The organism is Escherichia sp. KTE114 (genome assembly GCF_000407765.1).
GTDB classification, from domain to species: domain Bacteria; phylum Pseudomonadota; class Gammaproteobacteria; order Enterobacterales; family Enterobacteriaceae; genus Escherichia; species Escherichia ruysiae.
Genome location: NZ_KE136626.1, coordinates 1,264,329 through 1,278,117, shown reverse-complemented (window position 1 = coordinate 1,278,117; position 13,789 = coordinate 1,264,329). Strand labels below are relative to the sequence as shown.

Here is a 13,789-nt window from a genome sequence, read left to right as displayed (position 1 = left end):
GATCACCTGTATAACCAGTACGCGGTGCTTTCTACATTCGCACCACTTTGTATGTATCGTTTAAGCGCGGCGGTGTTGCCCATCTGGGTCGCCACCCGCAATGTTTTTTTACCGCGAGCATACGCCCAGTTTAGTGCCGCTTGCATCAGCTGTGCACCGGAGCCACGGCCTGCCAGCAAGCCAATGCGCGCGTCAGTGGCATTCAATTCTCGTAGAGAAACATAGCCACAAATATCACCAGACGCTGAGCGTAAAATCAGGCATTGATGATCAAAAGTGCCGCGTACGGCGTTTTCAATCCACTGTGCATAAAAGCGGCCACTGGCGTCAGGCGCATACCACGGCGCACGAAAACGGCTTTGCGCAAATGCCTCACTGGCTAACTGGCGTAGCACTGGAATATCTGTCTCTTGTGCCACTTCTGCGTCGCTATCACTTGCGTTGTTCACGGGCAGTACCAAATCAACTTCACCTTCAACCAGTAAGAATCCCAGTTGTTGCAAGGCGTCCAGCTCATCGGTATTTGATGCAGCAATTTTGGCCTGCACCCGTGACCACGGCGCTAAGGCGTCTGACGTCAGGAGTGGTGCGTCAGGACTAATGCGCACAATGGCGCTGTTGACACCAAAGAAGGTGTTTTCCCAGGTTAGTGGTTCAATTCTGGCGCGAATGGGCATTGTGTGACTCCCTCAAAACAGTCATTCACTGTAATCAGCGCCAGACCCCTTTGGTATCCACGACATACTGCTGTTTAACATGTTCGCCGCTAATGGCTTTGAACTGACTATGATCGACCAGCATCACCAGCACATCTGCCGTTGCCAGCGCGTCGTCAAGCTGCGCCAGAGTGCAAAGCCCGGTCAGTTTTTTCGGCAACTGGTGAATATTCGGTTCAACAACCAGCGTTTCACCACTGTGCCATTGAGCGATCAGCTCAGCGATTTCCATTGCCGGACTTTCGCGTAGATCATCAATATTCGGTTTAAACGCCAGACCAAAGCAGGCAATTTTCAGCTCGCTGGCGCGTTTATCCGTAGCAGCCAGGCAATCAGCTACCACCGCTTTGACCTGATCGATAACCCAGAAAGGTTTGTTGTCGTTCACTTCGCGCGCGGTACGGATAAGCCGCGCCTGCTGCGGGTTCTGCGCCACGATAAACCACGGATCAACTGCAATACAGTGACCGCCCACGCCAGGCCCAGGCTGAAGAATATTGACTCGTGGATGGCGATTCGCCAGGCGAACCAGTTCCCAGACGTTAATCCCCTGATCGGCACAAATCAGCGATAGTTCGTTAGCAAAAGCAATATTCACATCGCGGAAGCTGTTTTCAGTCAGCTTACACATTTCTGCCGTCCGCGAGTTAGTGACGACACACTCACCTTCGAGGAAAATTTTGTACAGTTCGCTGGCGCGCGCAGAACAAACCGGTGTCATACCGCCAATCACACGGTCATTTTTAATCAACTCGACCATCACCTGCCCCGGCAACACGCGTTCCGGGCAGTAAGCAATGTTGACGTCCGCCTGCTCGCCCACTTGCTGCGGGAAAGTCAGATCTGGACGCATCTCTGCTAACCATTCTGCCATCTTCTCAGTTGAGCCCACCGGCGAGGTGGACTCAAGGATCACCAGCGCGCCTTTTTTCAGTACTGGCGCAATGGAGCGGGCAGCCGATTCGACGTAAGTCATATCCGGTTCATGATCGCCTTTAAACGGCGTAGGTACAGCAATCAGCCAGGCATCCGCCTCAACCGGCGTCGTGCTCGCTCGTAAAAAACCACCTTCTACGGCAGTTTTTACCACACTCGCCAAATCAGGCTCGACGATATGGATTTCGCCACGATTGATGGTATCAACCGCTTGTTGGTTGATATCGACACCAATCACCTGTTTTTGCCGGGAGGCAAACGCTGCCGCCGTTGGCAGCCCAATGTAACCCAGTCCAATGACAGAAATGGTCGCAAAACTCATAGTGATATCCGATTATTTTTTAACGCTTCCAAAATGCGAGAGCATGCCTGACCATCACCATACGGGTTATGGGCGCGGCTCATAGTTTGATATTCATTTTCGTCTTTTAAAAGACGCGTCACTTCCTCGACAATTCGTTGCTTATCCGTGCCGACCAGACGCACCGTACCCGCAGTCACCGCTTCCGGACGTTCAGTGGTATCGCGCATCACCAGCACCGGTTTACCCAGTGAAGGCGCTTCTTCCTGAATACCGCCAGAGTCAGTCAAAATCAACCAGGCGTGGTTCATCAGCCAGACAAACGGTAAATACTCCTGGGGATCGATCAGAATGACATTTTTCACATGCCCCAGAATGCGGTTTACCGGTTCTCTGACGTTCGGGTTGAGATGTACCGGATAGACAATCTGGATGTCCTGATGAGTGGTGGCGATTTCTGCCAGTGCGTGGCAAATTTCTTCAAAACCACGACCGAAGCTCTCACGTCTGTGACCGGTCACCAGAATCATCTTCTTATTGGGGTCGATAAACGGGTAATTTTCCGCCAGTTCAGAACGCAGCGTATCGCTGCTCATCACCTGGTCGCGCACCCACAGCAAGGCGTCGATAACGGTATTGCCGGTGATAAAGATTCGGCTATCAGCGACATTTTCACGCAGCAGGTTTTGCCGCGATGTTTCAGTAGGGGAGAAATGGTACATCGCCAGATGACCGGTCAGCGTGCGGTTAGCCTCTTCCGGCCAGGGTGAATAGAGATCGCCCGTACGCAGTCCAGCCTCTACGTGACCAACAGGAATACGCTGATAAAACGCCGCCAGACTGGTGGCCAGCGTCGTGGTGGTATCGCCGTGTACCAGCACCACGTCTGGTTTGAACTCGGCAAGAATAGGTTTTAATCCTTCAAGAATTCGACAGGTTATCTCTGTCAGGCCCTGCCCTGGCTGCATTATGTTGAGATCGTAGTCAGGTACAATGGAAAAGAGTTTCAGCACCTGATCGAGCATCTCCCGATGCTGCGCAGTGACGCAAACTTTAGCCTCAAAAAAAGGATCTTTTGCCAACGCATGCACCAGCGGCGCCATCTTGATGGCTTCCGGGCGCGTACCAAATACAGTCAGTACTTTCACATCGATTCTCTTTGAATAAGCGGCGAGCGCCTTTGCGCTCACCGCAGCTGTGTTGCTATTTCGAGCAACGGCGGGTTAATGCGACACCAGCCCCGATCAGCCCCCCGACAATGCCCCACATAATCATCAGGAAGGCACGACGTGGGCTATCGCGTTTTACCGGTTCTTCCGGCGTACGCAAATAGCGATAGGTCTGAAAACGCGGATCCAGGGTTGGACCTACATTAAGGGTGTTTAACATGGCCCGATTCTGATCATAGTCGAGATCAAAGGCCGGACCGACGGCCTGTAAGTTTTCTAATCGCGCCTGCAGCATAGGGCGACCCAGCAAAAACATTTCTGAATCAGGCAATTCATCCGCAGGGACATCTGTCGCACTACGAGAAATATTATGTTGCTCGGCGATTTTGAGCGCCTGCTCAATGCTGTTTACCCGGCGGTCGTAGATCGCTTTCGCCACTTCTTCCTGACGTTTCACCTGGGCTTTCATTTGGATAGTGCGTGCTGCCCATGCGCCTTTCAGCTCATCATTCAGATGGCTGGCAGCGCGCTGACTGGCGAATGCGACATATTGACGCAGCAGATTATTGGCATCAGGGGCAGTTTCGGCAATCAATTTAACGTTATCATTGATCGCGCGGGTGAAATCACCGGGAATAAACTGGATGTTGTTGATCATTTCATCCAGCAGAGCCGCATCAGCTTTACTGTTACCGACCATCCGCTGTTTGTAATAATCAGTCTGCAGCCAGAAATCGCGACGGGTGTCCCACGACGCCAGCTGCATAACAAATTCTTTATAGGCTTCGTCCATGACCGATGGTTGGTCGGCTGGAGCCATGTTCGAACGGACGTCCAGGTTACGCAAAAACTGCTGCTGTGAGTAGTATCCCCCCAGCATATTCACCGTTGGACGATCGGTAATCGCCGTCGCGCTCCACTCCTGGCGGGCGAAAAATGTATATGCCAGCGCAATTAACGCAAACGCCAGCCCCATGCCAATAATCCACAGCTTCCCAGCCCACAAGGTACGAAACAACCCACGAATATCCAGTTCATTTTCAGCGTCTTCGGCTGGTTTCCCAGGCATTGGTTGCGTCATTACATCCTCGTTTATTTGGTTAAGTTGGGGCTGCCACCACGGTTTCTGCGCAGTCGGCGTTTCACACGCTTAATAAAGCGAGCAACCTTCCAGGCGCGCTTAATGCAATAGCCATAGAGGAAGAATGCTAGCAAAAAGAGCACCAGCATGACCCATTCAGGGACAAAATGAGAATATTCTGCCAGCACGCCAATGGAGGCAAGCAGTGCAGCAGCAAGGGTAATCAGCACAAATGCCTGACGAGAAGTAAAGCCGGCGCGCATGATTAAATGATGAATGTGCTGGCGGTCAGGAGAGAACGGGCTCATGCCTTTACGCAGACGACGATACATAATTGCTACCATATCCATTAGCGGAATGGCGATTATCCATAATGCAGTCACCGGGCTAATCGGATGCGTTTTGCCCTGGGTGGTTTCCAGCAGGATCCAGATTACGGTAAAACCAATCAGTGTACTGCCCGCATCGCCCATAAAGACTTTATAGCGACGACCCAGAATACCGAGGTTGAGCATGATGTAAGGCAGGATGGCGGCGATCATCGCAAAGCACCAGATAGCGAGGCTGGTTTGCCCGTCGAACCACAAAATCATGCCAATTGCCGCAAATGAGACGCAGGATAAGCCGCCCAGCAAACCGTCAATGCCATCAACCATATTGAAAGCATTAATTGCCGCCCAGACTGCAAACAACGTCAGGAAATACCCAAACGGTCCGAGTACCATCTCCCAGTCGCCAAAAATATAGCCAAGGCTACTGAGATAAAGTTTGCCGAACACCATCATAATGATGCCAACAGCGGCCTGTATGGTGGCTCGGATTTTTACGCTGATATCAAAACGGTCATCCAGCGCGCCAATGAACACCAGGACGCCAGCGCAAGCCAGGTAGAGAGATGCATGCGGAATGTAATAATCGACAATTCCGAACGTAAAGCAAATCCCTGCATAAACTGAAATACCCCCAACGAGCGGTATCAATCCCTGGTGACGTTTGCGGAAGTTAGGTTTATCCACTAAACCGACTTTTTTTGCTACCTTGCGGGCAAAAAACAGAAACAGTGTCGTGAATAAAAAAATACTGATGAGATCAGTACTCACTGTCAGTAAATTCACAATGCATGCTCTCAGAGAAAATTATTAGCAGAAGTATACCCACGAAGACCTTTATTCAGAAGGGAAACTACTTTCTGAACCAATCAGACTTGTGTAAAAACCAACCACTCGCGACGAAAATCGTATAAAACACCCGCAAAAACCAGGAATTTTCCCACTATCACAGGCATGCTGCTAAGATTACAGATATAAAAGCAAAACGCCACGTAAACACGTGGCGTTTTTAGCATAAGACAAATTTATGAGCGTTTCATCATCTCAAAGAAATCGTCATTCGTCTTGGTCATCGCGAGCTTGTTAATGAGGAATTCCATTGCGTCGATTTCGCCCATTGGGTGAATGATTTTGCGCAGGATCCACATTTTCTGCAGCTCTTCCTGAGTGGTGAGCAGTTCTTCTTTACGCGTACCAGAACGGTTGTAGTCGATAGCCGGGAAGACGCGTTTTTCAGCGATCTTACGAGAGAGGTGCAGCTCCATGTTACCGGTGCCTTTAAACTCTTCGTAGATAACTTCGTCCATTTTGGAACCCGTATCGATGAGCGCCGTTGCGATGATGGTCAGGCTGCCGCCCTCTTCCACGTTACGCGCCGCACCGAAGAAGCGTTTCGGACGATGCAGTGCGTTAGCGTCCACACCACCGGTCAACACTTTACCGGAAGCAGGAACGACGGTGTTGTAAGCACGTGCCAGACGAGTAATAGAGTCAAGCAGAATGATAACGTCTTTCTTGTGCTCAACCAGACGTTTCGCCTTCTCGATCACCATTTCCGCAACCTGAACGTGACGGGATGCCGGTTCATCAAAGGTAGAAGCGACAACTTCCCCTTTAACCAGACGCTGCATCTCGGTTACTTCTTCCGGACGTTCGTCAATCAGCAGAACCATCAGCACACAATCCGGGTGGTTGTAAGCAATGCTCTGAGCAATGTTCTGCAGCAGCATGGTTTTACCGGCTTTCGGCGGTGCCACAATCAGACCACGCTGACCACGACCGATTGGCGAAGCCAGATCCAGCACGCGAGCGGTCAAATCTTCAGTAGAACCGTTACCACGTTCCATACGCAGACGAGAGTTTGCGTGCAGCGGGGTCAAGTTCTCAAAGAGGATTTTATTGCGGGCGTTTTCAGGTTTATCGAAGTTAACTTCATTAACTTTCAGCAGCGCAAAATAGCGTTCACCTTCTTTCGGCGGGCGAATCTTACCAGAGATGGTATCACCAGTGCGGAGGTTGAAACGGCGGATTTGGCTGGGAGAAACGTAGATGTCATCAGGACCGGCGAGGTAGGAGCTGTCTGCGGAACGGAGGAAACCAAATCCATCCTGCAATATCTCCAGTACGCCATCACCAAAGATATCTTCGCCACTCTTTGCGTGCTGCTTCAGGATGGCAAAAATAATGTCCTGCTTACGCATACGAGCCAGATTTTCCAGCCCCATATTTTCGCCGAGAGTGATCAGCTCAGAAACCGGCGTATTCTTTAATTCGGTAAGATTCATAGTGGTGTGAGTTCTTAAACTTGGGGTAAATCTCGAACTTAATGTTGTGAATGGTATGGCAGGATCATCCATGCCTGTTTACGGTCATCGACTCATGTCTTTTCGCTGTCTGGTCACAGGAAAGTACGCAGAACTGAAACGACAAGACGGATTGAGTGACAAACCAGAAATCTGTTCACTTCGCATTAGATAAAAACGGGAAGTGTTGGATATTACAAGATTCAAACTTAATAAGGTAAGTTTAATACGAAGTCAACATTAAGTTAGCATGGCTCACGCCGGGCGTCCAGTTTTTAGCGACAGGGCACCCGAACATGACGTTCCCTTATGCCAGATTGGCGTCGAGGAACTCTTTCAACTGACCTTTAGACAGCGCGCCGACTTTCGTTGCCGCCACTTCGCCATTCTTGAACAGCAGCAGAGTCGGGATACCACGGATGCCATATTTCGGCGCAGTGCCAGGGTTTTGATCGATGTTCAGTTTTGCAACGGTCAGTTTGCCCTGATATTCGTCAGCGATTTCATCCAGAATCGGGGCGATCATTTTGCACGGACCGCACCACTCTGCCCAGAAATCGACGAGGATTGCCCCGTCCGCTTTGAGTACATCCGTGTCAAAACTGTCGTCAGTCAGGTGAATAATTTTATCGCTCATATATAACTCCACAGGAATAAGCCTGGCGTGTTGGTTTCGTTGTTGGTGTAACATTAACCAACTAAAGGTTGACTTTATTTCACCGGATACGCTTTCGTAAAGCAATAGTAAGCTGATATTCTATCACACTATGAGCAAAACACATTTAACAGAACAGAAGTTTTCCGACTTCGCCCTGCATCCGAAAGTTGTAGAAGCCCTTGAAAAAAAAGGGTTTCATAACTGTACGCCCATTCAGGCACTGGCTCTTCCGCTAACGCTGGAAGGTCGTGACGTAGCCGGGCAGGCGCAAACTGGTACCGGGAAAACGATGGCGTTTCTTACGTCTTCGTTTCATTACCTTCTCTCTCATCCCGCAATTGCCGATCGCAAGGTGAATCAACCGCGTGCCTTAATTATGGCACCGACGCGTGAACTTGCCGTGCAGATCCACGCCGACGCGGAGCCACTGGCACAAGCTACCGGACTGAAACTGGGGCTGGCTTACGGTGGCGATGGCTACGACAAACAGCTGAAAGTGCTGGAAAGCGGCGTTGACATCCTGATTGGCACCACGGGTCGTTTAATTGACTACGCCAAGCAGAACCACATTAACCTCGGTGCCATTCAAGTGGTGGTGCTGGATGAAGCCGATCGTATGTATGATCTGGGCTTTATTAAAGATATCCGCTGGCTGTTCCGCCGTATGCCGCCAGCGAACCAGCGCCTCAACATGCTGTTCTCCGCCACGCTTTCGTACCGTGTACGTGAACTGGCGTTCGAGCAGATGAATAACGCCGAATATATCGAAGTGGAACCGGAACAGAAAACGGGCCACCGTATTAAAGAAGAGCTTTTCTACCCTTCTAACGAAGAAAAGATGCGTTTGTTGCAAACGCTGATCGAAGAAGAGTGGCCAGACAGAGCGATTATTTTCGCCAACACCAAACACCGTTGTGAAGATATCTGGGGTCACCTGGCGGCAGATGGCCATCGTGTCGGTCTGTTGACGGGCGATGTGGCGCAAAAAAAACGCCTGCGTATTCTTGATGAATTTACCCGTGGCGATCTGGATATTCTGGTTGCTACCGACGTTGCTGCTCGTGGTCTGCATATTCCGGCAGTGACGCACGTCTTTAACTACGATTTGCCCGATGACTGTGAAGATTACGTTCACCGTATCGGTCGTACTGGCCGCGCAGGCGCAAGCGGTCACTCTATCAGCCTGGCGTGTGAAGAGTATGCATTGAATTTGCCTGCTATTGAGACCTATATTGGTCACTCAATTCCGGTAAGCAAATACAATCCAGACGCATTGATGACCGATCTGCCAAAACCGCTGCGCCTCACGCGCCCGCGCACAGGCAATGGTCCGCGTCGTACTGGCGCTCCACGTAATCGTCGTCGTTCAGGTTAAATAAATAATGTCATACTCAAAATCATTCAAACTGTATCAAGATGGCAAGAGAATGAATCCCGATGCGCTTACTGTAGTAAGTGATTTGGGTGAAAGAATGCAGCCAACGCAGAGACAGATTGAAGGATGAAGAGTATGGGTTCCACCTCGTCGCTATATGCAGCTATTGATCTCGGTTCAAATAGTTTCCATATGCTGGTAGTGCGCGAGGTGGCTGGAAGCATCCAGACGCTGACGCGAATTAAACGTAAAGTGCGTCTGGCTGCTGGCCTGAACAGCGAAAATGCCCTGTCTAATGAAGCAATGGAGCGCGGCTGGCAATGTTTGCGCCTGTTTGCTGAACGTCTGCAAGATATCCCACCATCGCAAATTCGCGTTGTCGCTACGGCGACGTTACGACTTGCCGTCAATGCCGGTGATTTTATTGCTAAAGCGCAGGAAATCCTCGGTTGTCCGGTACAGGTGATCAGCGGTGAAGAAGAAGCTCGCCTGATTTATCAGGGTGTTGCTCACACCACCGGCGGAGCCGATCAGCGCCTGGTCGTGGATATTGGCGGCGCCAGCACTGAACTGGTAACCGGCACGGGTGCACAAACCACCTCGTTGTTCAGCCTGTCGATGGGCTGCGTCACCTGGCTGGAACGCTATTTTGCCGATCGTAATCTGGGGCAGGAAAATTTTGATGCTGCAGAAAAAGCGGCACGCGAAGTGTTACGTCCGGTTGCCGATGAATTGCGGTATCACGGCTGGAAAGTGTGCGTTGGCGCTTCCGGCACCGTGCAAGCATTACAGGAAATCATGATGGCGCAGGGAATGGATGAGCGCATTACCCTTGCGAAGTTGCAGCAACTGAAACAGCGCGCTATTCATTGCGGTCGGCTGGAAGAGCTGGAGATTGAAGGGTTAACGCTGGAGCGCGCATTAGTATTCCCGAGTGGTCTGGCGATCCTGATAGCTATTTTTACCGAGCTGAATATTCAGTGTATGACGCTGGCTGGCGGTGCTCTACGTGAAGGCCTGGTCTACGGCATGTTGCATTTGGCGGTTGAGCAGGATATTCGCAGTCGTACACTGCGTAATATTCAGCGCCGCTTTATGATTGATATTGATCAGGCGCAGCGCGTGGTCAACGTTGCCGCTAACTTGTTTGATCAGGTAGAAAAAGAGTGGCATCTTGAAGCGATTAGCCGCGATTTGCTAATCAGCGCCTGTCAACTTCATGAAATTGGCCTGAGCGTTGATTTCAAACAAGCGCCGCAACATGCCGCTTATCTGGTGCGTAATCTGGATCTTCCCGGTTTTACGCCTGCGCAGAAAAAGCTGCTGGCGACGCTATTGCTCAACCAGACGAATCCTGTCGATCTCTCATCGTTGCATCAACAAAATGCCGTACCGCCGCGCGTTGCGGAACAACTCTGCCGTTTACTGCGCCTGGCAATCATTTTTGCCAGCCGTCGCCGTGATGATTTAGTGCCGGAGATTACATTACAAGCCAACCATGAACAGTTGACCCTGACGCTGCCGCAAGGTTGGCTGGCTCAGCACCCGCTGGGTAAAGAAATTATCGATCAGGAAACTGAGTGGCAGAGCTATGTCCACTGGCCGCTGGAAGTGCTTTAACGTGTAATGTGCCGGATGCGATGCTGACGCATCTTATCCGGCAATAATTCCGCTTTCCGGTGCCGTGACCATCTAATCCAACCAGCCCCAGGCAAGACAAATGGCTATTTGCCTCGTTTTGCTGCCATCATCGCTTTCAGATTCGCCAGATGGCTTTGCCCTTTCTGCATCCGTTCTTCGGCGCTGACCACTTTGCGCTCTTGTTCCCAAATCAGATCATCCTGCGGCAGCTCCAGCAGGAAGCGGCTTGGCTCCGGGCGCACCAGTTCGCCGTACTGACGGCGTTCTTTACACAGCGTAAAGGTCAACTCTTTCTGAGCGCGGGTGATGCCGACATAGGCCAGCCGCCGCTCTTCATCGATATTATCCTCGTCGATGCTGCTTTGGTGCGGCAAAAATCCCTCTTCCATACCGACCATGTAAACATAGGGAAACTCCAGCCCTTTCGACGCGTGCAGAGTCATCAGTTGCACCTGATCAAGCTCTTCGTCACTCTCGCCACGCTCCATCATGTCGCGCAGAGTAAAGCGCGTCACCACCTGGGTGAGCGTCATCGGCTCATCCAGTTCGCTACCTTCCAGCATCTCCGTCATCCAGCTAAATAACTGGTTAACGTTCTTCATGCGCATTTCGGCGGCTTTCGGGCTGGGTGACGTTTCGTATAACCAGGATTCATAATCCATCCCGTGGATCAGATCGCGCACTGCAGCGATAGGCTCCCGCTCCGCCAGTCGCTGGATTTCCGCCAGCCAGTGAGTAAATCGGGTCAACGCTTCATAACCACGTCCACTCAGTGTCTGACTCAACCCCATATCAAAGCTGGCGGTAAACATACTTTTATTACGCGTCATCGCCCACTCGCCCAGCTTTTTCAGCGTCGCCGGGCCAATCTCTCGCTTCGGCGTGTTAACGATACGCAGGAACGCACTATCATCGTCCGGATTAGTCAGTACACGCAGATAAGCCAGCAAATCCTTGATTTCAGGGCGGGAGAAGAATGAAGTACCGCCGGATATTTTGTACGGGATGCGGTTTTGCATCAGGAATTTTTCAAACACCCGCGACTGATGGTTGCCGCGATAGAGAATGGCGTAATCTTTGTACTGTGTTTTGTTGACGAAGTGATGCGCAATCAGCTCGCCGGTAACGCGCTCGGCTTCATGTTCTTCGTTATTCGCGCTTAAAACTTTTAGTTCCGCGCCGTAGCCAAGTTCGGAGAACAGACGCTTTTCAAATACGTGCGGGTTATTGGCGATGAGAATGTTGGCCGCTTTCAAAATACGCCCGGAAGAGCGGTAATTCTGCTCAAGCTTAATCACCTTCAACGTTGGGAAATCCTGGCTCAATAGCACCAGGTTTTGCGGACGGGCACCGCGCCAGGAGTAGATCGACTGGTCATCGTCACCCACCACAGTAAAGCGTGCACGGCTACCCACCAGCAGTTTCACCAGTTCATACTGGCTGGTGTTGGTGTCCTGATACTCATCCACCAGCAGGTAGCGAATCTTGTTTTGCCAGCGTTCGCGTACTTCCTCATTGCGTTGCAGCAGCAACGTCGGCAATAAAATCAGATCGTCGAAGTCGAGAACATTGCACGCTTTCAGGTGCGCATCATACAGCCCATAACAATGGGCAAAAATGCGATCCCGCTCGCCTTTTGCCTCTGCCGCCGCCTGCGCAGGAGTTTTGAGATCATTCTTCCAGTTAGAGATGGTTGAGATCAGCTGTTGCAGCAGAACTTTGTCATCTTCAATCAGTCCTTCGGTCAGCTCTTTGAGCAAAGCCAGCTGATCGGTATCGTCAAACAGCGAAAAGTTCGCTTTCATCCCCAACGCCGCATACTCGCGTTTGATGATATCCAGCCCCAGTGTGTGGAAAGTGGAGATCATCAGCCCACGCGCCTCTTTGCGCCCCAGCGTCTGCCCGACACGCTCTTTCATCTCGCGCGCTGCTTTATTGGTAAAGGTCACCGCCGCGATATGTCTCGCCTGATAACCGCAGCCACGGATCAGATGGGCGATTTTATTAGTGATAACACGAGTCTTGCCGGAACCCGCGCCCGCCAGCACCAGGCAGGGGCCGGTAACGAATTCGACAGCTTGTTGTTGGCCGGGGTTTAGACGCATAGGAGTATTGCTCAATCTTCGAACGGGGGGAGGATTGTAGCAGAATCGCATTTGAATGTGACCGAGTGTAAACCGCTAACCGGATAACGACTGATGTTTAAATCAGAGAGGAAAGACCGAAACCGGAATTCATCGTGAATCCATTAGACTTAGAAAATATCGGGTCGTAACGTTGTGTTATTATTTTTCAGAGTTTACTAAGGAGAGGTTTACTCGTGGCGATTAATTTCAGCCCTAAGGTTGGTGAAATACTGGAATGCAACTTTGGTAACTATCCTGTTAGCCAGAATGGACAGATCAGTACGGCGTATTACGATGGCCGCATTCCACCTGAGATGATAAAAAACAGGCTGGTTGTCGTGCTCAATGGAAAAATTAATGGCAATGCATGTATCGTCGTTCCATTATCAACCACTCGCGACCATGACAAGTTAAATCGTGGAATGCATGTTGAAATAGCCAGTAATGTTATCAATGACCTGCAATTCTTTGATCAGCAGATACGTTGGGCCAAAGCCGACCTGGTACAACAAGTCAGTCGAAATCGATTAAACAGAGCAAGGACTTATAGAGGGTATCTTAATCAATGTTTGCCGCATGAATTGGTTGCAGACATACAGAGGGCGGTCATTAAGTCAATCAATGCCATATCGCTCATAAATTGACAATAAAATCACCATCCTCGATAATGACTCTGTAGCCCATAGAGGCCCTAAGTTTACTCCCCTTGAGGGACCTGCGAAGCCCGGATTTTCCGGGCTTTTGCCATATATGTACCAGCCCCTCTCCCTGACTGACACTTTTTAATTCAAGGCACGATCATGGCAAAAACAGCAGCAGCACTGCATATCCTTGTAAAAGAAGAGAAACTGGCTCTAGAACTTCTGGAGCAGATCAAGAACGGCGCCGATTTCGGCAAGCTGGCGAAGAAACACTCCATTTGCCCGTCAGGCAAACGCGGCGGTGATTTAGGTGAATTCCGCCAGGGTCAGATGGTTCCGGCGTTCGATAAAGTGGTTTTCTCTTGTCCGGTGCTGGAGCCGACTGGCCCGCTGCATACCCAGTTCGGGTATCACATTATTAAGGTGCTGTACCGTAACTAACAGCAAGGCCTTCTCCCGGAGAAGGCCTTGAGTGTTTTCTCCCTCTCCCTGTGGGAGAGGGCATCAGCGCAC

Annotated in this window: 13 protein-coding genes; 4 read left to right on the top strand and 9 right to left on the bottom strand. The window is 50.8% G+C overall.

Annotated features, from left to right (window positions below):
• Positions 1-2: 2 nt before the first annotated feature.
• From rffC to trxA, 8 genes are all read right to left on the bottom strand, one after another.
• Positions 3-677, bottom strand: coding sequence for a dTDP-4-amino-4,6-dideoxy-D-galactose acyltransferase (rffC, locus tag WC5_RS14680; protein WP_001122571.1), 675 nt, complete (start codon positions 675-677; stop codon positions 3-5).
• A 34-nt stretch (positions 678-711) separates the two neighbouring features.
• On the bottom strand, positions 712-1,974 hold the full coding sequence (gene wecC / locus WC5_RS14685) for a UDP-N-acetyl-D-mannosamine dehydrogenase (RefSeq protein WP_000006633.1): 1,263 nt from the start codon (positions 1,972-1,974) through the stop codon (positions 712-714).
• Positions 1,971-3,101, bottom strand: a complete 1,131-nt coding sequence (gene wecB, locus WC5_RS14690) for a non-hydrolyzing UDP-N-acetylglucosamine 2-epimerase (RefSeq protein ID WP_010349832.1) — start codon at positions 3,099-3,101, stop codon at positions 1,971-1,973. Before wecB ends, wecC begins: the two co-directional genes overlap by 4 nt.
• Before the next feature lie 55 nt (positions 3,102-3,156).
• Complete coding sequence (gene wzzE / locus WC5_RS14695; RefSeq protein WP_000193459.1) at positions 3,157-4,203, bottom strand: ECA polysaccharide chain length modulation protein; 1,047 nt, start codon at positions 4,201-4,203, stop codon at positions 3,157-3,159.
• 11 nt (positions 4,204-4,214) lie between these two features.
• Complete coding sequence (wecA, locus tag WC5_RS14700; RefSeq protein WP_001050953.1) at positions 4,215-5,318, bottom strand: UDP-N-acetylglucosamine--undecaprenyl-phosphate N-acetylglucosaminephosphotransferase; 1,104 nt, start codon at positions 5,316-5,318, stop codon at positions 4,215-4,217.
• A gap of 239 nt (positions 5,319-5,557) precedes the next feature.
• A complete protein-coding gene (gene rho, locus WC5_RS14705; protein WP_001054527.1) occupies positions 5,558-6,817 on the bottom strand; it encodes a transcription termination factor Rho in 1,260 nt (419 codons plus the stop codon).
• 84 nt (positions 6,818-6,901) lie between these two features.
• Positions 6,902-7,003, bottom strand: coding sequence for a rho operon leader peptide RhoL (rhoL, locus tag WC5_RS0122055; RefSeq protein WP_010345119.1), 102 nt, complete (start codon positions 7,001-7,003; stop codon positions 6,902-6,904).
• A 139-nt stretch (positions 7,004-7,142) separates the two neighbouring features.
• Positions 7,143-7,472, bottom strand: coding sequence for a thioredoxin TrxA (gene trxA / locus WC5_RS14710; RefSeq protein WP_001280776.1), 330 nt, complete (start codon positions 7,470-7,472; stop codon positions 7,143-7,145).
• Between the two features lie 130 nt (positions 7,473-7,602).
• Between trxA and rhlB the strand changes: the two genes are divergently transcribed.
• On the top strand, positions 7,603-8,868 hold the full coding sequence (gene rhlB / locus WC5_RS14715) for an ATP-dependent RNA helicase RhlB (protein WP_000047511.1): 1,266 nt from the start codon (positions 7,603-7,605) through the stop codon (positions 8,866-8,868).
• Between the two features lie 135 nt (positions 8,869-9,003).
• Positions 9,004-10,488, top strand: a complete 1,485-nt coding sequence (gene gppA / locus WC5_RS14720) for a guanosine-5'-triphosphate,3'-diphosphate diphosphatase (RefSeq protein WP_000535974.1) — start codon at positions 9,004-9,006, stop codon at positions 10,486-10,488.
• A 104-nt stretch (positions 10,489-10,592) separates the two neighbouring features.
• Here the strand turns inward: gppA and rep are convergent, their stop codons facing one another.
• Positions 10,593-12,614, bottom strand: coding sequence for a DNA helicase Rep (rep, locus tag WC5_RS14725; RefSeq protein ID WP_001238878.1), 2,022 nt, complete (start codon positions 12,612-12,614; stop codon positions 10,593-10,595).
• Positions 12,615-12,829: 215 nt separating this feature from the next.
• Here rep and WC5_RS14730 point away from each other — a divergent pair, with 215 nt between their 5' ends.
• Positions 12,830-13,279 carry a type II toxin-antitoxin system PemK/MazF family toxin gene (locus WC5_RS14730; protein WP_000996704.1) on the top strand — a complete coding sequence of 150 codons (450 nt, stop codon included), beginning with the start codon at positions 12,830-12,832 and terminating at the stop codon, positions 13,277-13,279.
• Positions 13,280-13,435: 156 nt separating this feature from the next.
• The gene (gene ppiC, locus WC5_RS14735) at positions 13,436-13,717 is read left to right on the top strand and encodes a peptidylprolyl isomerase PpiC (RefSeq protein WP_001140258.1); all 282 of its coding nucleotides are present in this window, start codon (positions 13,436-13,438) and stop codon (positions 13,715-13,717) included.
• Positions 13,718-13,789: the final 72 nt, after the last annotated feature.